At 73.2% G+C, this 19,895-nt stretch carries 17 protein-coding genes; 9 read left to right on the top strand and 8 right to left on the bottom strand.

Annotation, left to right across the window (positions count from 1 at the left end; genetic code table 11):
- Positions 1-10: 10 nt before the first annotated feature.
- From ACIPPM_RS05615 to ACIPPM_RS05605, 3 genes are all read right to left on the bottom strand, one after another.
- A complete protein-coding gene (locus tag ACIPPM_RS05615; protein WP_401443343.1) occupies positions 11-931 on the bottom strand; it encodes an acetoacetate decarboxylase family protein in 921 nt (306 codons plus the stop codon).
- An 89-nt stretch (positions 932-1,020) separates the two neighbouring features.
- A complete protein-coding gene (locus ACIPPM_RS05610) occupies positions 1,021-1,998 on the bottom strand; it encodes an alpha/beta hydrolase (protein WP_401443341.1) in 978 nt (325 codons plus the stop codon).
- 188 nt (positions 1,999-2,186) lie between these two features.
- On the bottom strand, positions 2,187-2,789 hold the full coding sequence (locus tag ACIPPM_RS05605; protein WP_401443339.1) for a TetR family transcriptional regulator: 603 nt from the start codon (positions 2,787-2,789) through the stop codon (positions 2,187-2,189).
- A 100-nt stretch (positions 2,790-2,889) separates the two neighbouring features.
- Here ACIPPM_RS05605 and ACIPPM_RS05600 point away from each other — a divergent pair, with 100 nt between their 5' ends.
- Positions 2,890-3,594 (top strand): type 1 glutamine amidotransferase domain-containing protein, encoded by a 705-nt coding sequence (locus ACIPPM_RS05600; RefSeq protein ID WP_401443336.1) that lies wholly within the window; start codon positions 2,890-2,892, stop codon positions 3,592-3,594.
- Positions 3,595-3,597: 3 nt separating this feature from the next.
- Positions 3,598-4,716, top strand: a complete 1,119-nt coding sequence (locus tag ACIPPM_RS05595; protein WP_401443334.1) for a saccharopine dehydrogenase family protein — start codon at positions 3,598-3,600, stop codon at positions 4,714-4,716.
- Positions 4,717-4,785: 69 nt separating this feature from the next.
- Here ACIPPM_RS05595 and ACIPPM_RS05590 read toward each other — a convergent pair whose 3' ends face one another.
- Together ACIPPM_RS05590 and ACIPPM_RS05585 are read right to left on the bottom strand one after the other, a co-directional pair.
- Complete coding sequence (locus ACIPPM_RS05590; protein ID WP_401443332.1) at positions 4,786-5,502, bottom strand: sirohydrochlorin chelatase; 717 nt, start codon at positions 5,500-5,502, stop codon at positions 4,786-4,788.
- Positions 5,499-6,656: a uroporphyrinogen-III synthase gene (locus ACIPPM_RS05585; protein ID WP_401443330.1), complete on the bottom strand. Its 1,158-nt coding sequence runs from the start codon at positions 6,654-6,656 to the stop codon at positions 5,499-5,501. The genes ACIPPM_RS05590 and ACIPPM_RS05585 overlap by 4 nt, the downstream gene beginning before the upstream one ends.
- Before the next feature lie 191 nt (positions 6,657-6,847).
- Here ACIPPM_RS05585 and ACIPPM_RS05580 point away from each other — a divergent pair, with 191 nt between their 5' ends.
- The 5 genes from ACIPPM_RS05580 to ACIPPM_RS05560 are packed head-to-tail and all read left to right on the top strand — an operon-like array spanning position 6,848 to position 14,451.
- Positions 6,848-8,959 carry a molybdopterin oxidoreductase family protein gene (locus tag ACIPPM_RS05580; RefSeq protein ID WP_401443327.1) on the top strand — a complete coding sequence of 704 codons (2,112 nt, stop codon included), beginning with the start codon at positions 6,848-6,850 and terminating at the stop codon, positions 8,957-8,959.
- Positions 8,956-10,182 carry an NAD(P)/FAD-dependent oxidoreductase gene (locus ACIPPM_RS05575; protein WP_401443325.1) on the top strand — a complete coding sequence of 409 codons (1,227 nt, stop codon included), beginning with the start codon at positions 8,956-8,958 and terminating at the stop codon, positions 10,180-10,182. The genes ACIPPM_RS05580 and ACIPPM_RS05575 overlap by 4 nt, the downstream gene beginning before the upstream one ends.
- Positions 10,179-12,755 (top strand): nitrite reductase large subunit NirB, encoded by a 2,577-nt coding sequence (gene nirB / locus ACIPPM_RS05570; RefSeq protein ID WP_401443322.1) that lies wholly within the window; start codon positions 10,179-10,181, stop codon positions 12,753-12,755. Before ACIPPM_RS05575 ends, nirB begins: the two co-directional genes overlap by 4 nt.
- Positions 12,752-13,126, top strand: a complete 375-nt coding sequence (locus tag ACIPPM_RS05565) for a nitrite reductase (NAD(P)H) small subunit (RefSeq protein ID WP_401443320.1) — start codon at positions 12,752-12,754, stop codon at positions 13,124-13,126. Before nirB ends, ACIPPM_RS05565 begins: the two co-directional genes overlap by 4 nt.
- The gene (locus ACIPPM_RS05560) at positions 13,117-14,451 is read left to right on the top strand and encodes an MFS transporter (RefSeq protein WP_401443318.1); all 1,335 of its coding nucleotides are present in this window, start codon (positions 13,117-13,119) and stop codon (positions 14,449-14,451) included. The genes ACIPPM_RS05565 and ACIPPM_RS05560 overlap by 10 nt, the downstream gene beginning before the upstream one ends.
- A gap of 13 nt (positions 14,452-14,464) precedes the next feature.
- Here ACIPPM_RS05560 and ACIPPM_RS05555 read toward each other — a convergent pair whose 3' ends face one another.
- Complete coding sequence (locus tag ACIPPM_RS05555) at positions 14,465-16,519, bottom strand: SpoIIE family protein phosphatase (protein WP_401443316.1); 2,055 nt, start codon at positions 16,517-16,519, stop codon at positions 14,465-14,467.
- Between the two features lie 109 nt (positions 16,520-16,628).
- Positions 16,629-17,555 (bottom strand): DMT family transporter, encoded by a 927-nt coding sequence (locus tag ACIPPM_RS05550; RefSeq protein WP_401443314.1) that lies wholly within the window; start codon positions 17,553-17,555, stop codon positions 16,629-16,631.
- 97 nt (positions 17,556-17,652) lie between these two features.
- Here ACIPPM_RS05550 and ACIPPM_RS05545 point away from each other — a divergent pair, with 97 nt between their 5' ends.
- Positions 17,653-18,471: a LysR family transcriptional regulator gene (locus ACIPPM_RS05545; protein ID WP_401443311.1), complete on the top strand. Its 819-nt coding sequence runs from the start codon at positions 17,653-17,655 to the stop codon at positions 18,469-18,471.
- An 11-nt stretch (positions 18,472-18,482) separates the two neighbouring features.
- Here ACIPPM_RS05545 and ACIPPM_RS05540 read toward each other — a convergent pair whose 3' ends face one another.
- Complete coding sequence (locus ACIPPM_RS05540) at positions 18,483-19,244, bottom strand: SDR family NAD(P)-dependent oxidoreductase (RefSeq protein ID WP_401443308.1); 762 nt, start codon at positions 19,242-19,244, stop codon at positions 18,483-18,485.
- A 150-nt stretch (positions 19,245-19,394) separates the two neighbouring features.
- Here ACIPPM_RS05540 and ACIPPM_RS05535 point away from each other — a divergent pair, with 150 nt between their 5' ends.
- On the top strand, positions 19,395-19,880 hold the full coding sequence (locus ACIPPM_RS05535) for a MarR family winged helix-turn-helix transcriptional regulator (protein ID WP_401443305.1): 486 nt from the start codon (positions 19,395-19,397) through the stop codon (positions 19,878-19,880).
- Positions 19,881-19,895: the final 15 nt, after the last annotated feature.

The raw sequence follows: 19,895 nt of genomic DNA, 5'->3' as shown, positions 1-19,895 counted from the left end.
TGCTCCTCTCCTACCGGCTGCGGACCGAGGTCGGGACCGGCATGTGCAGGGCGAGCTGGCCCTCGGTCACGACGTCGAACTGGAGGGGCCGGATCGGCTTGAGGGAGCGCAGATCGTCGGCCATCCGGCCCTGCCCCACCTCGAGTTCGACATCACGCGGCACGAGCGCGGTGCCGGACGCCAGCACGTTGGTCTGGCTCAGGGTGGAGTGCCACGCGTCGCCGATCGTGGTGTACGAGGTGAGGGACGCGACGCGCTTGCCGCTCGGGTAGTTCGTCTGGGCCGGGGTGAGCGCCGAGAGCGCGAGGTCCGTGCCGCCGGAGTCGTTGGCCACGCGCGCGGTGGTGCGGCGCGCGTCGATGTCGACCTCCAGCCCGGTCACCCACTTGGGGAAGCCGTAGCCGTCGTGGCCGCGCACCTGGGCGATCTCGGTGCTGACCGGCAGGGAGAGCACGTAGGTGTCGAGGTGCTCGTTCTTGAGGGCGGCGACGAGGTCGAAGAAGCCGAGCCTGCCGTGCCGAGCGGGCTTCACCGCGATGCCGATGGCGGCCTCGGTGTAGAAGTCGATGTCGCACACGTCGTACCGGAAGAACATCGCGGAGACCAGGCCGAGTCCGGGCGCGACCTCCAGCGGGGCCAGCTCGCGGGGCAGCCGGGAGCGGATGGCACGGGTGGGCGCGAGCATCGTGAGCCGGGCGGTGGAGACGCGGTAGTAGAAGTTCGGGGTCAGCGTGGGGCCGATCGGGGAGTCGACCTTGCTCTTCGGCAGCTTCCGGAAGAAGTCCACGCCGCTGACGCGGGGGTCGCGGGCGACCTCGTCAAGGTCGGTCTCCATCCGGTAGCGGTCGTACAGACCCCCCTTGGGGACCGTGACCGAGCGGCCGCCGAGGTCGACCTCGACGGTGTCGTGCTGGGGCTGGGACGCGGGCATGACGCGGCTCCTGAGTCGCATGTTGACGGTGATTACATCAGCGTAGCCACCGATGTAAGCACCGTCAACACATAGCCGCGCGGGCTGCCTCAGTCGTCCTGGTGCAGCGCCGATCCGAGGAAGTCGATGGCGATCTTGCGGGCGATGTTGGCCGCCCTGGTGTCGCGGAGGCTGTCCAGGAGCAGGAAGTCGTGGACCATGCCCGCGACCCGGACCGAGGTGACGTCGTTGCCCGCCTCGCGGAGCTTGTTGGCGTACTCCTCGCCCTCGTCGCGCAGCACGTCCGCCTCGTCGGTGATGACCAGCGTCGGCGGCAGGCCCTTCAGCTCCTCCAGCGACGCCTGGAGCGGGGCGGCGTACTTCTCGGAGCGCTGGGACGGGTCGGAGGTGTAGGCGTCCCAGAACCACTTCATGCCGTCGCGGGTGAGGTAGTAGCCCTCGGCGAACTGCTCGTAGGACGGCGTGTCGAAGCCCGCGTCGGCCACCGGGTACAGCAGGCACTGGGCCTTGAGGTCGATCCCGCCGCGGTCCTTGTTCATCAGCGCGAACACCGCCGACATGCAGCCGCCGACGGACTCGCCGGTCACCGCGATGTTCGAGGTGTCGAGGCCGTGCTCCGCGCCGTGCTCGAGGACCCACTGGCCCACGGCGTAGTTCTGCTCCACCTGGGTGGGGTACTTCGCCTCCGGCGCGCGGTCGTAGACCGGGAAGACGCCCGCCGCGCCCGCGCCGACGGTGAGTTCGCGGAAGAGGCGGTCGTGGGTCTTGTCGTCGCCGAAGACCCAGCCCGCGCCGTGGATGTAGATCAGCACCGGCAGCGGGCCCTCGACGCCCTTCGGGCGGATGACGCGGGTGCGGACCGTGCCCCACTCACCGGCGTCCACGTCGACCCACTCCTCGTCGACCTCGGGACGCGGCACGCTGGTGTCGCTCTGCAGGTCGGCGAGGATCGCCCGGCCCTGCTCCGGCGGCACCTCGTAGATCCGGGGGTGCGGATCGGTAGCCTCGGTCAGCTCCTTGGCGGCGGGTTCGAGGTACGGGGTGACGGGCGGCGGGATTTCGGTCATGGCCACTCCTTGGGCTGTTCCGTGGGCCGGGCACGCGAGTGCCCGTCGCGCGGCCGGTCCGGCCGCTGATGGTGACGGCTACCCCGAGTAGAGGATCACCCACGCACGCGTCCGCGCCGCAGGTCCCCTCGTCCATGTTTGGGCGCCCGGCCGAGGAGCGCAACCGGCCACCACGGGCCCCGCCCGCCTCAGGCGTGCGGGATGCGCACGAAGCCGAACACCTCTCCGACGAGGGTGGCGAGCGACCGGCCCTCGTCGTCCTCGGCCCAGTTCTCCAAGGCCACGTCGAAGCAGGCGAGGGCGGCGTTGACCATGGTCTGCGCCTTCAGCCGGGCGACCGCGCCGCCGGGCTCCGTCCGGGCGGCGATCTCCGGCACGAGCACCCCGGTCCACGCGAGGTGCTTCTCCAGGTACCGGGCCCGCAGGGCCGGGGTGTGGCAGATGACGCGGGTCGCCCGCTTCCAGCGCCCCGCCTCGCCGTCCATCACCTCGGCCGCGACGACGAAGGTGTCACGCAGCGCGTCCCAGGGCGTGTTCCCGTCGAGATGGCGGCACAGCTCGTCGCGGACCTCCTCGGCGGTGGGGACGCGGTCGCCGAAGACCACGTCCTCCTTGTTGCCGAAGTAGCGGAAGAAGCTGCGCGGGGAGATGCCGGCCGTCCGCGCGATGTCGGCGACGGTCACCTGGTCGAAGCCGGACGCGTCGAACAGCTCCAGGGCCGTGTCGGCCAGCGCCTCCGTGACGAGCCGACGGGTCCTCAGTCGCAGCCCCGGCGTGGTGGTCTCCTTCATACCGAGAGGCTAGCAGTGCCACAGCTGTCACACTGTGCCAGAAATGGCGTACGGTGTTACGCGTGGGCGAGAAAGGTTGGCGATGAAGGGAGCAACAGCCATGACCAAGGTCCTCTTCGTCGTGTCGGCGGCCGATCACTGGACGCTGAACGACGGAACCGAGCACCCCTCGGGCTACTGGGGTGAGGAGCTGGCGATGCCGCACAAGATCTTCAGCGAGGCGGGCTGGGAGATCACGATCGCCACTCCGGGCGGCAAGCCCCCGACGCTGGACCGGCTGAGCATGTCCCGCACGGCGGGCCTGCCCGGCAAGCTCCGCGAGGTCGGCCGCTACCTGGACTCGATCCAGCCCGAGCTGGACAGCCCACGGCCGCTGGACGGCGTCGACCCGGCCGACCACGACCTGGTCTTCTACCCCGGCGGGCACGGCCCGATGGAGGACCTGGCCCACGACGAGGTCTCGGGCGCGCTGCTCACCCGCGTGCTCCACTCCGGCAGGCCGCTGGCCCTGCTGTGCCACGCCCCGGCCGCGACGCTGGCCGCCCGGAACGCGGACGGCTCGTGGCCGTTCACCGGATACCGGATGACGGGCCTGTCCAACACCGAGGAGAAGCTCAACAGCTTCGGCCGCAAGGCACCTTGGCTGCTGGAGGACCGGCTGCGCGAGCTGGGCGCGGACTACGGCAAGGCCCGGCTGCCGCTGCTGCCGTACGTGGTCGTCGACCGCAATCTGTACACCGGCCAGAACCCCGTCTCCTCCGAACGGCTGGCCAAGCGGCTGGTGTCCGACCTGAGCGGGAGCTGAGCCATGGCTCCTGAGCGGAACAGCCGCATCCTCCTTCTGGGTGCCACCGGCTACACGGGCGGTCTCGTCCTCGCCGCCCTCCTGCGCCGAGGCGCCCGTCCGGTCCTGGCCGGCCGCAACGCGGCCGCGTTGACCGCCCTCGCCGAGCGGCACGGCGGCCTCGACCACGTGGTGGTGGACGCCACCCAACCCACTTCACTCCAGAAGCACTTGGAGCGCGGCGACGTGCTCGTCACCACCGTCGGCCCCTTCGAGCGCCTCGGGTACCCCGTGGCCGAGGCCGCCGCCGAGGTGGGCGCCCACTACATCGACTCCACCGGCGAGGTCGGCTTCGTCCGCACCGTGCGCGACCGGTACGACGAGCGCGCCCGCAAGACGGGCGCCGTCATGCTCCCGGCCTTCGGCTACGACTACGTCCCCGGCATCCTCGCCGGCACCCTCGCAGCCCGCCGCGCCGGTGACGCCGTACGCGCCCTGGACATCGGCTACTTCGCCACCGGCCCGCTCTGGCGCGGCATCAGCCACGGCACCCGTACGACCATGCGGGACGGCCTCACCCTGCCGTCCCCCACCTGGCGCGGGCACCGCCTGGTGGACGAACGCACCGCGTCCCGCGTGCGCGGCTTCGACCTGCGCGGCCACCGGAAGTCCGCCTTCCTGGTCTCCGGCACCGAAGCCCTCTTCCTCCCCTCGGACTTCCCGTCCCTGACCGAACTCACCGTGTACAACGGCTGGTTCCCCGCCCTGAGCCGACCCCTCTCCCTGATCTCGGCGGTGGCGAACACCCTGGTACGCCTCCCCGGCGGCCGCCCCCTGACCGACGCCCTCACCCTCCCCCTGACCTGGGGCCCGCCGGGCGGCCCGGACACCACGGAACGGTCCCGCACCCGCTCCTACGTCGTGGCCGTGGCGTCGACCGGCACTCCGGGCCACCCGCCCCTGGCCGAGGTCCACTTGGAGGGACCCAGCGCGTACACCCTGACCGGGGAGCTGATGGCCTGGGCCGCGGAGTCGCTCGTCGGGCGGTCCGGTGGGGCGGCGGGGGTGGTGGGGCCGGTGGAGGCTTTCGGACTGGAGAGGCTCGAAGAGGCTTGCGCGGGGATGGGGTTGACGGCTGTGTGACGCGCCATCGCGGTTCCATGACGTCTCGTGGCGCGACTTGGCAGGGCTGTTGGTGACGCACAGGGCCTCCTAGTGGGCCCAGGCCGGACCGTTCGCCTCTGTTTGCAGAACCGCCGCCTCGTCGTACCGCCGCAGCACCAGTTCCGCGACCGACGGATGCGTCCCCAGAGGGGCCGAGGTCCAGCGGGCGGGGGTTTGGGTCAGGGTGTGGGCGAAGTGGCCGGGGGCCAGGAGGTGGGTGGCGAGGGAGACGTTCGGGTGGCCCGACCTGTGCCAGGCGGCAATCGCTTCGGCGGGGGTCGGGCCTTCGCCGGAGGCGAAGGACACCGTGACCGGGGCGTTCAGGTGGGCGGACAGGAGGCGGGCGGACTCCGCCGTGTCCGCTCGCGCGCGGGGGTCGGAGGAGCCGGTGGCGGCGAGGACGACGGGGGACGCGCCCGGTGGGCGGCCCGCTTCCGCCAGGCGGGCCGCCAGGGCGTCGGCGAGCAGGGGGGACGGGCCGAGGGCCGGGGTCACCCGTACCGTGCCGGGGTCCGCGTCCGCGAGCAGGGCCGGGAGGTCGGACCGTACGTGGTAGCCGCTGGCCAGGAGGAGCGGGACGGCCACGACCGGGCCGGACAGCGACGCCAGTAGCTGTGGCACCGAGGGTTCCACCAGGCCCAGCCAGGCGAGCCGCACCCGTAGGCCGGGGCGCAGGCGGCGGACCTCGTCCAGCAGGGCGCGTACCGTGCGGACGCCCTCCGGGTCGCGGGTGCCGTGGGCGACGGCGAGCAGCGTGGCGGTCATCGGGTGCCTCCGTCCGGTTCCGTGGCCAGGCGGTAGCCGCGTTTGGGGACCGTGCGGACCAGGTTCGCGTAGGGGCCGAGGGCCGCCCGCAGGCGGGTCACCGCCGCCTCCACCGCGTGTTCGTCCGCGCCCCGGCCCGGCCATACCCGGCGCAGCAGTTCGGGTCGGCCGACCACCCAGCCGGGGCGTTCGGCGAGGGCCCGGAGCACGCGTGCCGAGCCCGGCGTGAGCCAGACCGCCTCCGCCCGGGGGTCGTCGCCCAGGAGCAGCGCGTTGCCCTGGAGGATCAGCGTGCGGTCGCCTGCCGGGACCGGGTGCCGGTCGCGGCCGGGGAGCGTGGCGGTGAGCAGGTGGACCATCGCTCCCAGTCTGCCTCGCCCGGGCCAGACCGGCTCCGCGCCCACCTCCAGCAGCGGCCGGGCGCACACCGGGCCGACGCACAGGGCCAGCACGTCCGTCCGCAGCCGCTCCAGGACGGTGTCGTACCGGCCCGCGGCCTCCGCGTGCTCCAGGAAGGAGGTGATGGCGGGCGCCGAGGTGAACAGCAGGGCGTGCACGTCGCCGCGCGCGGTGGCCTCCGCGAGCCGTCGTACCGGCTCGGGGTCCTGGGGCGGCGCCCAGCGGTACACCGGGACCTCCACCACCTCCGCGCCCCGCTCCCGCAGCGCCGCCGCGAGCCCCGGCAGCGGCGCCCCGTGTTCCTGGACCGCGACCCGCCGCCCCCGGAGATCCCGGGCGAGCAGCCAGGTGCGCAGTTCGTCCACCGCCTCCGAGGCGGGCGAGTACGTCTCGGTCGTGCCGCAGGCCCGTACCGCGCCCGTGGCCTTCGGGCCCCGCGAGAGCACCTCGGCGTCGCGGCAGGCGGCGGTGAGGGCGGCGCCGTACCCCCAGCCCTCGGCGGCGCTCATCCAGCCCCGCCAGCCGACGCCGGTGGTCGCCACCACGTAGTCCAGCGGGGCGGCGAGGCACCGTTCGGTGGCCGCGCGTAGTGCCGCGTCGTCCTCCAGCGGCACGATGCGCAGCGCGGGCGCCTCCATCACCCGTGCTCCGCGTCGGCGCAGCAGCGCCGTCAGTTCCTCACGCCTGCGTGCCGCCGTGACGCCCACCGTGAAACCGGTGAGTTCGGCGGCCGTCTCCCTGGTACCGGCCTTCATGCACCGAGGCTCCGGGGGCGCGATGTCGCGGCCGTTGCCCGCCGGTCACGTCGTGGTTACCTCAATGGGCCTGCGTGTTACGGAAGATGTCCTCTCCCGCACACCGCTCCGGCGGGGCTGTGCGCGTCCCGTTCCGCATGGGCAACGCGGCGGTGCGCGGACGGAAACGGGGGCGGGCCAGCCTCGTCGCCATGACCGACACTCACTGCCCGTACTGCTCCCTCCAGTGCGGCATGCGGCTCCGTCCGACCCCCGCCGGAGGGGTGCCCGAGGTCTCCGGGCGCGACGACTTCCCGGTGAACCGGGGCGCGTTGTGCGGGAAGGGGCAGACCTCGGCCGCGCTGCTGGCGCCCGGTGTCCGGCTGACCGCGCCGCTGGTGCGCGACGCGGACGGACTGCGGGAGGCGTCGTGGGCGGAGGCGCTGGACCGGGTCGCCACGGCGCTGCTCGCCACCGCCGACGCCCACGGGCCGGACGCGAACGGGGTGTTCGGCGGGGGTGGGCTCACCAACGAAAAGGCTTACCTGCTCGGCAAGTTCGCCCGGGTGGCGCTGCGTACCCGGTCGATCGACTACAACGGCCGTTTCTGCATGTCGTCCGCGGCAGCCGCCTCGCGCGCCGCGTTCGGTCTCGACCGGGGTCTGCCCTTCCCGCTCGGTGACGTGGCCCGCACCGGCTGCGTGATCCTGGTCGGCGCCAACCCGGCCGAGACGATGCCGCCCGCCGTGCGATACCTACGCGAACTGCGGGAGAACGGCGGCTCCTTGGTGGTCGTCGACCCGCGCCGGACCCGGACCGCCGAACTGGCCGACCTCCACCTCCAGCCCCTCCCCGGCACCGACCTGGCCCTGGCGCTCGGGCTGCTCCATCTCGCCCTCGCCGAAGGCCATGTGGACGAGGAGTTCATCGCGGCCCGCACCACCGGCTGGGCCGACGCCCGTGCCGCCGCCATGGCCCACTGGCCGGAGCGGGTGGAGGCGCTGACCGGCGTTCCCGTGCCCCAACTGCGGCAAGCCGTGGCCCTGTTCACGCGCACCCCGCACTCCATGGTGCTCACCGCGCGCGGTCCTGAGCAACAGAGCAAGGGCACGGCGACCGTCGGCGCCTGGATCGACCTGTGTCTGGCCACCGGCCGGGCGGGGCGGCCGCTGAGCGGCTACGGCTGCCTCACCGGGCAGGGCAACGGGCAGGGCGGCCGCGAACACGGGCAGAAGGCTGACCAACTCCCCGGCTACCGCTCGCTGGAGGACCCTGAGGCGCGGGCGCGGGTCGCCGCCGTCTGGGGCGTCGACCCGGACTCCCTGCCGCGCTCGGGGCCGTCGGCGTACGAACTGCTGGACTCCCTCGGCCGCCCCGGCGGGGTCCGCTCGCTGCTCGTCATGGGGTCCAACCCGGTCGTCTCCGCCCCGGACGCCGCCCGCGTCACCCGGCGGCTGGCCGCGCTGGACCACCTCGCGGTGTGTGACGTGGTGCTGTCCGAGACGGCGCTGCTGGCGGATGTCGTGCTGCCGGTGACCCAGTGGGCCGAGGAGACCGGCACCCTCACCAACCTGGAGGGCCGGGTCCTGCTGCGCCGGGCAGCCGTCACCCCGCCGCCCGGCGTCCGCGGCGACCTGGCCGTGCTGCACGGTCTCGCCCGACGCCTCGGTCACACGACGGGGTTCCCCGACGCCCCCGAGGAGGTCTTCGCCGAACTGCGCCGGGCCACCGCCGGGGCGCCCGCCGACTACTCCGGCATCACCTACGACCGCATCACGGCCGAGGACGGCGTCTTCTGGCCGTGTCCGGCTCCGGGCCACCCCGGCACCCCGCGTCTCTTCCTCGACCGCTTCGCCCACCCCGACGGCCGGGCCCGCTTCGCCGCGCCCTCGCACCGGCCCGCCGCCGAGGAACCCGACGACGCGTATCCGCTGTACCTGACCACCGGGCGCACCGTCACCCACTACCAGAGCGGCGCCCAGACCCGCCGGGTACCGGAACTCGCGGCCGCCGCGCCGGGACCGTACGTCGAGCTGCACCCCGATCTCGCCACCGGTCTGGGCGCGCGGGACGGGGACCTGCTCACCGTCACCAGCCGCCGGGGCACCGTCACCGCTCCGGCCCGGCTCACCCCGGCCATCCGGTCCGACACGGTCTTCATGCCGTTCCACTGGCCCGGCGAGGGACGCGCCAACCTGCTGACCAACCCGGCGCTCGATCCCGTGTCGCGGATGCCGGAGTTCAAGGTGTGCGCGGTGCGGGTCGAGAAGGCCGTCCTCCCCCGGGTCGGCGGACCCGTCACGCCGGTGGCGGTCAGCGCGTGACGTCCCGCCGGATCGCCGTGGTCGGCGCCGGGATGGCCGCCGCGCGCCTCGCCCAGCAGCTCGGTGCCCACGCCGGGCCCACGGAGACGACCCTCTACGGCGCCGAACCCCACGCCCCTTACAACCGCGCCCTGTTGGCCGATGCCCTCGCCGGGCGCTTCCGGGCCGACGCCCTCGCCCTGCCCACCGGGGACGCGCAGGTCCGCACCGGGACCGAGGTGGTCGCCGTCGACATCCGGGGCCGCGCCCTCACCCTCGCCGACGGCAGCCGCGAGACGTACGACGACCTGGTCCTCGCCACGGGCGCCGAGCCGGTGCTGCCGCCGCTGCCCGGCCTGGCGAACGGGAAGCACGCGGAGGGCGATAGGGGCGTGCACACGCTGCGCTCCCTCGCCGACTGCACCAGCCTGTCGCGCCACGCGGACACCGCCACCCGTGCCGTGGTGATCGGCGGCGGCGTGCTCGGCGTCGGCACCGCCTGGGCCCTCGCCGCGCGGGGTCTGCCGGTGGACCTCGTCCACCGGGGCCCGCACCTGGTGGAACGGCAGCTCGACAGCCTGGCCGGTGCCGCCCTGCGCACCACGCTGGCCGGTCTCGGCGTCACGGTCCACCTCGGCGAGCACGCCCCGACCCTGGACGGCGGCTCCGCCGTCACCCTGACGAGCGGACACCGCCTCGACGCCGACCTCGTGGTCCTCACCTGCGGGGTGCGCCCCCGCACCGGCCTCGCCCGCGCCGCCGGACTGCCCGTACGGCGTGGCGTCCTCGTCGACGACACTCTGGCCTGCGCCCCGCACACCTACGCCCTCGGGGACTGCGCCGAACACCGCGCCGCGCCGTACGCCCTCGCCACGACCGCCTGGGAGCAGGCCGACGTGCTCGCGGCCCGCCTCTCCGGCGCCGACCCCGAGGCCCGCTACACCGGTTCCCGGCCGATGACCCGGCTCACCGCCGGCCCGGTGGGGTACGCCGCGTTCGGCGCGTGCGGCGATGCCGCCGAGGAGGGCGCCGACGTGCTGCGCATCGGGGACGCCACGCGCGGCGCGTACAAAAAGCTCGTGCTGCGCCGCGACCGGATCGTCGGCGCCGTCCTCGTCGGCGACCTCGCCACCGCGGGCACCCTCACCCGCGCCTGTCTCTCCGGCCGGCCCGTCGGCCCGGACCCCCTGTCCCTGCTCACCGTCCCGCCGTCCGCCCGAGTCCGCGAGGAGTCACGCCCATGACCGACCCCACCCCCCGGCCCCCGAGGGAGCTGGTGCTCATCGGCCACGGCATGGTCGGCCAGCGCTTCCTGGAGGCGCTGTACGAGCAGCCCGGCGCCGCCGCCTGGCACGTCACCGTCCTCGCCGAGGAGCCCCGGCCCGCCTACGACCGCGTCCATCTGACCAGCTGGTTCTCCGGCACCACCGCCGAGGAACTGAGCCTGGTGCCCGACGGGTTCATGGACCGGCACGGCATCACCCTGCACCTGGGGGACCCCGCGACCGCCGTCGACCGGGCCGCCCGCACCGTCACCAGCGCCTCCGGCCGCGTCCTGCGCTACGACGCGCTGGTGCTGGCCACCGGCTCGTACCCGTTCGTGCCGCCCGTGCCCGGCCACGACACCCCCGGCTGCCATGTGTACCGCACCCTCGACGACGTCGGCGCGATCCGCGAGGACGCCGGGCGGGCCCGTACCGGGGTCGTCGTCGGCGGCGGGCTGCTCGGGCTGGAGGCGGCCGGTGCCCTGCGCGCCCTCGGGCTGGAGACACACGTGGTGGAGTTCGCCCCGAGGCTGATGGCGCTCCAGGTCGACGAGGGCGGCGGCGCGGTGCTGCGCCGCAAGATCGAGGAGCTGGGTGTGCACGTGCACACCGGCGCCGGTACCTCCGCCGTCGACGCGGGCGCCGACGGCCGGGTCCGCGCGGCCCGGCTGTCCGACGGCACCGAACTCCCTGCCGAACTGGTGGTGTTCTCGGCCGGTGTCCGGGCCCGCGACCAGCTGGCCCGTGACTGCGGCCTGCCGGTGGGCGAGCGCGGCGGCATCACCGTCGACGCCTCCTGCCGCACCGCCGACCCGCGTGTCTGGGCGATCGGCGAGTGCGCCCAGGCGGCCGACGGCCGGGTGTACGGCCTGGTCGCGCCCGGCTACGCGATGGCCGAGACGGCCGCCCGCCGACTGTGTGGCGGGCACGGCGAGTTCATCGGCGCCGACCTCTCCACCAAGCTGAAGCTGCTGGGCGTGGACGTGGCCAGTTTCGGTGACCCGCACGGCACCGCCGACGGCTCCCTGGACGTCACCTTCACCGACAGCCGCTCCGGCGTCTACAAGAAGCTCGTCATCGGCGCCGACGACACCCTGCTCGGCGGCGTCCTGGTGGGCGACACCGAGGCGTACGGCCTGCTGCGGCCCCTCGCGCTCGCCGGGAAACCGCTCACCGTGCCACCGGAACAGCTGGTGCTGCCCGCCACCCAAGGTGGCTCCGTCACACCGGAGTTGCCGGACGACGCGGTGCTCTGCTCCTGCCACCACGTCACCGGGGGCGCCGTCCGGACCGCCGTGCGGGAGCAGGGGCTCACCGATGTCGCCGAGGTCAAGAAGTGCACCCGGGCCGGTACCGGCTGCGGCAGCTGCCTGAAGGCGCTCACCACCGTGGTACGGGATGAACTCGCTTCCTCTGGCGCTGAGTTGTCCCGCGATCTGTGCGAGCACTTCACGCATACCCGCGCCGAGCTGTACGAGATCGTCCGGGTCAGGGGAATCACCGACTTCAGCACGCTCCTGGACCACCACGGCACCGGCGAGGGCTGCGAGGTCTGCAAGCCGGTGGTCGCCTCGATCCTGGCGAGCCTGGGCAACGGCCATGTCCTGGACGGCGAACAGGCCGCCCTCCAGGACACCAACGACCACCATCTCGCCAACATCCAGCGCAACGGCTCCTATTCGGTCGTGCCGCGGGTGCCGGGCGGCGAGATCACCCCGGAGAAGCTCATCGTCATCGGTGAGGTGGCCCGCGACTTCGGCCTTTACACCAAGATCACGGGCGGCCAGCGGATCGATCTGTTCGGCGCCCGCGTCGACCAGCTCCCGGCCGTCTGGCGCCGCCTGGTCGACGCCGGTTTCGAGTCCGGCCACGCCTACGGCAAGTCGCTGCGCACCGTGAAGTCCTGTGTCGGGCAGACCTGGTGCCGCTACGGCGTGCAGGACTCCACCTCGCTCGCCATCGAACTGGAGCTGCGATACCGGGGGTTGCGTGCTCCGCACAAGCTGAAGTCCGCCGTCTCCGGCTGTGCCCGCGAGTGCGCGGAGGCCCAGTCCAAGGACTTCGGGATCATCGCCACCTCCACCGGCTGGAACCTCTACGTCGGCGGCAACGGCGGCACCGCCCCGCGCCACGCGGACCTGCTCGCCACCGACCTGGACAAGGCGACACTCGTCCGCACCATCGACCGGTTCCTCATGTTCTACATCCGCACCGCCGACCGCCTGGAACGCACCGCGCCCTGGCTGGAACGGCTGGAGGGCGGCCTGGACCATCTGCGGGCCGTGGTGCTGGACGACTCGCTGGGCATCGCGGCCGACCTGGACGCCCAGATGGCCCGCCACGTCTCCGGCTACACGGACGAGTGGGCCGCCGTCCTGGACGACCCCGACCGGCTACGCCGCTTCACCTCCTTCGCCAACGCCCCGGACGTGCCCGACCCCACGGTCACCTTCGTCGCCGAACGCGACCAGATACGCCCCGCCCGGCCCGGCGAACCGGGGCGCCCGCTGCGGGACCTCGTCCTCGTCTCCGCCCAGGAGGCCGGCCGATGACGGACGTCCTGGTCGAGGTCTGGCACGGTGCCCGCTGGGTCCCCGTCCTGCGGTACGCCGATCTCGTCCCCGGCCGGGGCGTGGCCGTCCTCCTCGGCGACGATCAGGTCGCCCTCTTCCGCGGCCGGGACGGACACCTCCACGCGGTGGGCAACCGCGATCCGTTCAGCGGCGCCCACGTCATGTCCCGTGGTCTGCTCGGCAGTCGCGGGGCCACGCGGATCGTCTCGTCCCCCATGTACAAGCAGGTCTTCGACCTCGGCACCGGCACCTGTCTCGACGAGCCCACCGCGCCCGACGGCACGCCCGCCCGGCTGCCCGTGTGGCAGGTGCGCACCACTGACCCCGAAGGCGGCCCCGCATGCCCGTGACCCACCCCACCAGCTCCCCCGACCTCCGGGAGACCGCGCCCGCCCTGCGCAGGCTGCTCCCCGGCCGACGCCGCGAACTCACCGACTGGCGCCCCGAGGACCCCGCGTTCTGGCAGGCGGGCGGCGCCAAAATCGCCCGCCGCAACCTGCTGTGGTCCGTCGTCGCCGAACACGTCGGCTTCTCGGTCTGGAGCCTTTGGTCCGTCCTCGTCCTCTTCCTCGGCCCCGAGTACGGCGTCGACCCGGCGGGCAAGTTCCTCCTCACCGCCCTGCCGACCGCGCTCGGCGCGCTGCTGCGCGTGCCGTATGCCCGCGCCGTGGGCGTCTTCGGCGGGCGCACCTGGACGGTGGTCAGCGCGCTGCTCCTGCTCGTCCCCACGGTGGCGACCGCCGTCGTACTGCAACCCGGCGCCTCGTACGGCACCCTGCTGCTCACGGCCTGCCTCGCGGGGGTAGGCGGCGGCAACTTCGCCTCCTCCATGGCGAACATCAACGCGTACTACCCGCAGGCCCTCAAGGGCTGGGCCCTCGGCGTCAACGCCGGTGGGGGCAACCTCGGTGTCCCGGCGGTGCAGTTGGCCGGGCTCGCGGTCCTCGCCACGGTCGGCGCCGGTCATCCCCGACTGCTGGTGCTTCTCTACGTGCCCCTCGTCGTCGCCGCCGCGGTGTGCGCGTTCCTCCGCATGGACGACCTGCGCCTGCCCCGGCCGCCCGGCCGGCTGGGCGTCCTGCTTAGGTGGCGGCACACCTGGCTGATCTCGCTCCTGTACGTGGGCAGCTTCGGCTCGTTCATCGGCTTCTCGTTCGCCTTCGGGCAGGTGCTCCAGGTGCAGTTCGCGGACCGGTTCGCCACTCCGGTCAGCGCCGCGTACCTGACCTTCCTCGGCCCGCTGCTCGGTTCCCTGGTGCGTCCGGTGGGCGGCCGCCTCGCCGACCGTTTCGGCGGGGCACGGGTGAGTCTGGCGGCCTTCGTGGCGATGGCGGGCGGCGCCCTGCTGGCGCTGGCCGCCTCCCGGGCCCACTCGCTCCCCCTGTTCGTGACGGCGTTCACCGCCCTGTTCGTCCTCAGCGGCCTGGGCAACGGCTCGACGTACAAGATGATCCCGACCCTGTGCCGCACCACCCCGGACGCCGAGTCCCGCACCTCGGCGCTCATCGGCTTCGCGGGCGCGGTCGGCGCCTTCGGCGGGGTGCTGGTCAACATCGCCTTCCGCGAGTCGTTCCTCGCGGTGGGGAACGGCGACGGGGCGTACGTCGCGTTCGTCGCCGCGTACGTGGTGTGCGCGGGCGTGACCTGGACGGCGTACGTCCGCCGGGCGGCCTGACGGTGCCCGTGGTTCAGGGGAGTTCCTCCACCTCCGCCACGTCGAACGCCTCGGGGGCGGCCTCCGCGCCCAGTTGCTGCTCGGACCAGATCGTCTTGTCCTGGTGGCTGTGCCGGACGCCCCAATGGGTGCTGAGGCGCATGACGATGTACAGGCCGCGCCCGCCCTCGTCGCTCTCGCGGGCGTGGCGCAGGTGGGGGCTGGTGCTGTTGTCGTCGGTGACCTCGGTCAGGAGCCGTCCGCTGTCGTGGATGAGGCGCAGCTGGATGGGCCCGGTGCCGTAGCGGATGGCGTTGGTGACGAGTTCGCTGACGATGAGCCCGGTGGTGTACGCCGCCCGCTCCAGGTGCCAGACGGCGAGCTGCTGGTCCACGAGCCGCCGTGCCGTGCTCACCACGGACGGCTCGGCGGGCAGCGTCCAGTCGGCGACGTTCTCCTTGGCCAGGATGTGGGTGCGGGCGAGCAGCAGTACGGCGTCGTCGTCGCGGGAGGGCGCCATGCGGTACACGGCGTCGTCGCACAGTTCCCGCAGTGGCCGCGCGGGCGAGCCGAGGGTCTGTGCGAGCCTGCGCCGGGCGGCGGCCGGGTCGTGGCCGTGGGTGCCGAGGAGGCCGTTGGTGTAGTGGGCGAGCAGGGTCCCGGCGGGCAGGTCGATCAGGGCCGGGGTGAAGACCCGCCCGCCTCCGGCGCCCAGCGGCGGTCCGAGCGGTACGTCCACGGGGACGGGCGAGCCGTTGGGGTCGACGATCACCGGCGCCGGATGTCCCGCCCGCACCATGGCGCAGCGCCGGGAGACGGGGTTGTAGACGGTGACCGCGCAGGTCGCCACATAGGCGTCCGAGGGTTCGGCGAGCTGGGCGGCGACCTCGTCCAGGTGGGTCAGCAGCTCGTCGGTCTCCAGGTCCTGGAGGGCGAGGGTGCGCAGGGCGATACGGAGCTGTCCCATGGTGGCCGCCGCCTCTATGCCGTGCCCGGCGACATCGCCGACGACGAGTGCGACACGCGTCCCGGACAGGGGGATGACGTCGTACCAGTCGCCGCCCGCGCTCTCCGGCAGATACATGTGGGCGGTCTCCACCGCCGAGAGGCGCGGAGTGGTGCTGGGCTGGAGCTTGCGCTGCAGGGTGGAGGCCACGGTGTGCTCACGGCGGTAGCTGCGCGCGTTGTCCAGGTGGGCGGCGGTGGTGGCGGCCGCCTGCCGGGCCACGTCGAGGTCGGCCTCCTCGAAGGGGTCGGTGCGGTGCCGGTACAGGGTGAGCAGGCCGAGCACGGTGTTCCGCACGGTGAGCGGTACGACGATCATGGAGTGCACGTTCGCCCTGAGCAGCGGCTCGAACATGTCCGGGTCGGTGGCCAGCCACGGCGCGTCCGGCGTCACCGGGACGATCCGGGCCTCGGTGTCGTTGAGCACCTGGGTGTACGGGGTGGGGAAGGGGAAGGGACGGCTGTCCCCCTCCTTCCTGACGGTCACGGTGTCCGACGGGACGAAGGAGATCCGGCGCAGCGGAACCCCCGACGTCAGGGGGCCGGAAGCGGGGCCGTCGTCCAGCAGGTCGACGCTCGCCCCGTCGGCGAATGTGGGAACCAGGGCCCGCACCAGTTCGTCGGCCGTGGTCCGCACGTCCAGTGTGGAACCGACGGTCCTGTGCACCTTGCTGAGGACGGCGAGCCGGTCCGCCGCGGCCTGCCGGTCGGTCACGTCCTCGACCACGCCCACCAGGCCGGGAGACCCGTTGCCCGTGTCGGGCAACGGGAAGAGGGACACCTCCACCGCCATTGTCCGGTCCGGGTCCGACGGGGACCGGCCCCGGATCAGCATCCCCCGCACCGGCTTGCCACTGGCCAGCACCTCGTCCATCAGGGACCTCAGCTCGGCCGACTCCAGACCGGGCGCGAACTCCTCGATGTCGTGCCCGACGACATCCTCGGCGGCCAGCTTCCGCACCCCTCGGCCGGACGGGTTGTAGCGGGTGACCTTCCGCTCGGAGTCGAAGACGAACAGCCCTTGGGGAGAGTTGCCGAACAGCGCGTTCAGCACCGCGGAATCGTCGATGGGATCGCTCGCCACCCCACGCTCCCTTCCCGGACGTTCCTCCTCACTTTCTCGCATCGACGGGGGCCAGCAACTCGACCCGGGTGGCGGACGGGCCCGGAGCCGCGGCGACCCGTCTCGCTTCTCAGCCGACTCGTTCCGCCACGGTGGGCCCCCGGCCACCGCGCCCGCGCCCGCTCCGCTCCGGTGTGCCGGACGCGGGCCGCGCCGACCGGCTCTGGGCGGCACAGGCGAGTGCGCCGCAGGTGAGGCCGACGGCCGTGGTCAGGTCGAGCGGCGCGCCCTGCAGACCCCAGGCAGCGACCACGGCGGCCGCCGGGATGAGGGCGAACAGGATCGACGCCCCGCGCGCTCCCCTGCTCCGTACGCAGGCCGCGTAGCAGACCATGCCCACCGCGCTGGCCAGGACGAGCAGCAGGAGCAGGGCGACGGCGGGCAGGGGGTCGGTGAGGTGCTGCGGGGTGGTCAGGGCGAGCGCGGCGGCCGGGAGTATGGAGACGGTGACGCCGATCGCGGTGAACACGAAGGGGTCGACCGTCCGCAGCTTCCGCTCCTGGAGGAGGGAACCACCGGACAGTCCGCCGAGCGCGATGAGGACGGTGATCAGTCCCGGTCCGACGGACGGGTCGGCCAGTAGCCGTGGGAGGCAGGCCGCGATGACGCCCACCGTGCCGAGGGCGAGCGCGACGAGTCCCCAGAAGTTCTCTCGCCGCCCGAGTACCAGCCGGGCGAGGACCGCGGTGGTGACGGGGTTCATCGCGATCACCAGCGCCGCGACGCCCGGCCCCACCCCGTGCGCCATGCCCCAGTAGAGACCGAGGAACTGCACCCCCTGCACCAGCAGCCCGCCGGTGACCGTCCAGGCGAGCAGACGTCCGCGCGGCAGCGGAGTCCGCCGCACGGCCACGACGGTCCACATCAGCACGGCACTGAGCAGGAAGCGCAGCAGGATGAGGAGGAACGGCGTGACATGGCCGAGGGTGAGCGCACCCAGGGGATAGCCGAAGGCGTACAGCAGGACGGTCAGGGCTGGGAGAAGTCGCTGGAACATGCTTCGACCTCAGCACCGGCACCGGCCGGGGTGCGTGACCGATCGTGATTCGTGAACGATCCTCCCTTCGTACGTCGTCCACCGGTGACAATGAGGCATGGCGACCCTCGACATCACCTGTCTGCGCAGCCTGGTCAGCGTGGCTTCCTTCGGCGGGGTCCGCAGGGCCGCCGAGGTCCTGCATCTGTCACAGGCGGGGGTCAGCGGTCATCTGCGCCGCCTGGAGGCGGAACTGGGCTTCCCCGTCGTGACCCGGCAGGGCCGGAACATCGCCTTCACCTCCCGGGGCGAGGACGTGCTGCGGGAGGCGTACCGGCTGCTCGGTGAGCACGACGACGCGCTGCACCGGCTGCTGGGCCGCACGAGCGGGGAGTTGCTGGTCGTGTCCACCGAGCACGCGACCGAGGCGCTGCTGCGCGCGGTCGCGCGTGTCCTCTCGCGCGACCACCCGGACCGGCCCGTGCGTTTCCGGTTCCACCGCAGTGCTCGCGTGCGCGAGTTCGTGCACGACCACTCGGCGGACGTGGCGCTGGGCATCGGGGACCTCGGTCACGGCACCCGGCACATCACCGACCTGCCCCTCACCTGGGTCGGCCCGTCGGACCGCGCTCCGGACACGGGCGCGCTGGTCACCTTCACCGCCCCCTGCACCGTCCGGGACCACATCCTGGCGTCCGAAGCGGCGGCGGGCGGATCGGTGGTCCGGGAATGCGCCGACTTGGTCAGTCTCCTTTCCGCCGTGAAGGCCACCGGGGGTATCACGGCTCTGCCGCACGCCCGGTTGAGCGAGCCCGGTCTGCTGACGATCGACTCCCTGCCGCCTCTCCCCTCCATCCCTCTCACGCTGGTCACCAGCAACCGTCTGGCCTCGCGGACCAGGGACGGCATCATCGCCGCGCTTCTCTCGACCACCTGAGAGCCGACCGGTCAGCCCGGCAGCGTGCTGAGTTCCCCTCCGTCCGCGTACAGGATCGCCCCGTTCATGTAACTGCTCGCCGGGCTCACCAGGAAGCCGACTATCGCGGCGATCTCGCTCGGCTCGCCCGCCCGGCCGCGGGCGTTGACCTGGTCCAGGACGGCGGTGCGGTCGCCGAACATCGCGGTGACGCCCTCGGTGCGGACGGGTCCTGGGGAGACGGTGTTGACGCGGACTCCATGGGGGCCGTATTCGGTGGCCCAGTAGCGGGTGAGGATCTCGACGCCGGCCTTGGAGGCGCCGTAGGCGGCGCCGACGGGGGCGGGCAGGCGGGCGGCGCTGGAGCCGATCGTGACGATCGAGCCGTGGCCGCGCTGGGCCATCGCGGGAGCGAGCGCGCCGACCAGGAGGAAGGGGGCACGGGTGTTCACCGCGACATGGCGGTCGAACGCGGCGGCGTCGGTCGCCGCGGTGGGCGCGAAGTCGTAGACCCCCGCGCTGTTGACGAGGATGTCCACCTCGCCCGCCTCGGCCGCCAGGCGGAGGACCTCCTCGGCGTCGGTGAGGTCCGCCGCGATGAAGCGCGCGGCTCCTATGTCCCGCGCCAGCGCTTCGCCTCGGGCGCGGTTCCGGCCGTGCAGGATCACCTTCGCACCACGGGCCGCAAGGCTCTCCGCCACGGCGCGGCCGATGCCGGAGGTGGCGCCGGTGACCAGTGCGGTGCTGCCGTGCAGGTCGTTGCTGTCGTGCAGGTCGTTGGTGTCGTTCATCATGGCGCGCTTCTCATTCCTGCTCTGCGCATGCGGGCATCGGTCGGTCGGTCTCGGGTCCCGTCGCCGGGGCCTCACAAAAACTATGCACCACAGATGTTCTGTCCGCAAGACTATCTGTGCATCCGCAGGAATCTGCGCTACATTGGTCCGGTGACCGCTTCAGACATCGCCGCCACCGACGACTCGAGCCTCGAGACCGACCTGGGCTGGGCCATCCGCCAGGTCTCCTCGGCGTTCCGTCGGATCGCCACCAGCTCGGTCGCCGACCTGCCCGGAGGCCCGCGCGGCTACCTGGTGCTGGTCGCCCTGGCGACGGGCGAGCCGCCGTCCCAGCTCGCCCTGGCCCAGCAGGTCAGCCTGGACCGCACGGTGATGACCTATCTGCTGGACGATCTGGAGAAGCGCGGGCTGATCACCCGTCGCCCCGACCCCCGTGACCGGCGCGCCCGGCAGGTCCTCATAACCGAGGAGGGCCGGGCGGAGCTGGAGCGCAGCCGCCGCGAGCTCTCCACCGCCGAGGCCCGCCTCCTGGCCGACCTCGACGAGCACGACGCGGGCCAGCTCCGCCGCCTCCTGACCCGCGTCGCCCAGACCACCCAGCGCGACGACTCCCTCGGCACCACCCCCGACTGCTGACGCACCCCCGCGGGC

This window comes from Streptomyces sp. NPDC090119 (assembly GCF_044747085.1).
In the GTDB taxonomy this organism is placed as follows: Bacteria; Actinomycetota; Actinomycetes; order Streptomycetales; family Streptomycetaceae; genus Streptomyces.
This window is presented reverse-complemented; position numbering and strand designations above follow the sequence as displayed.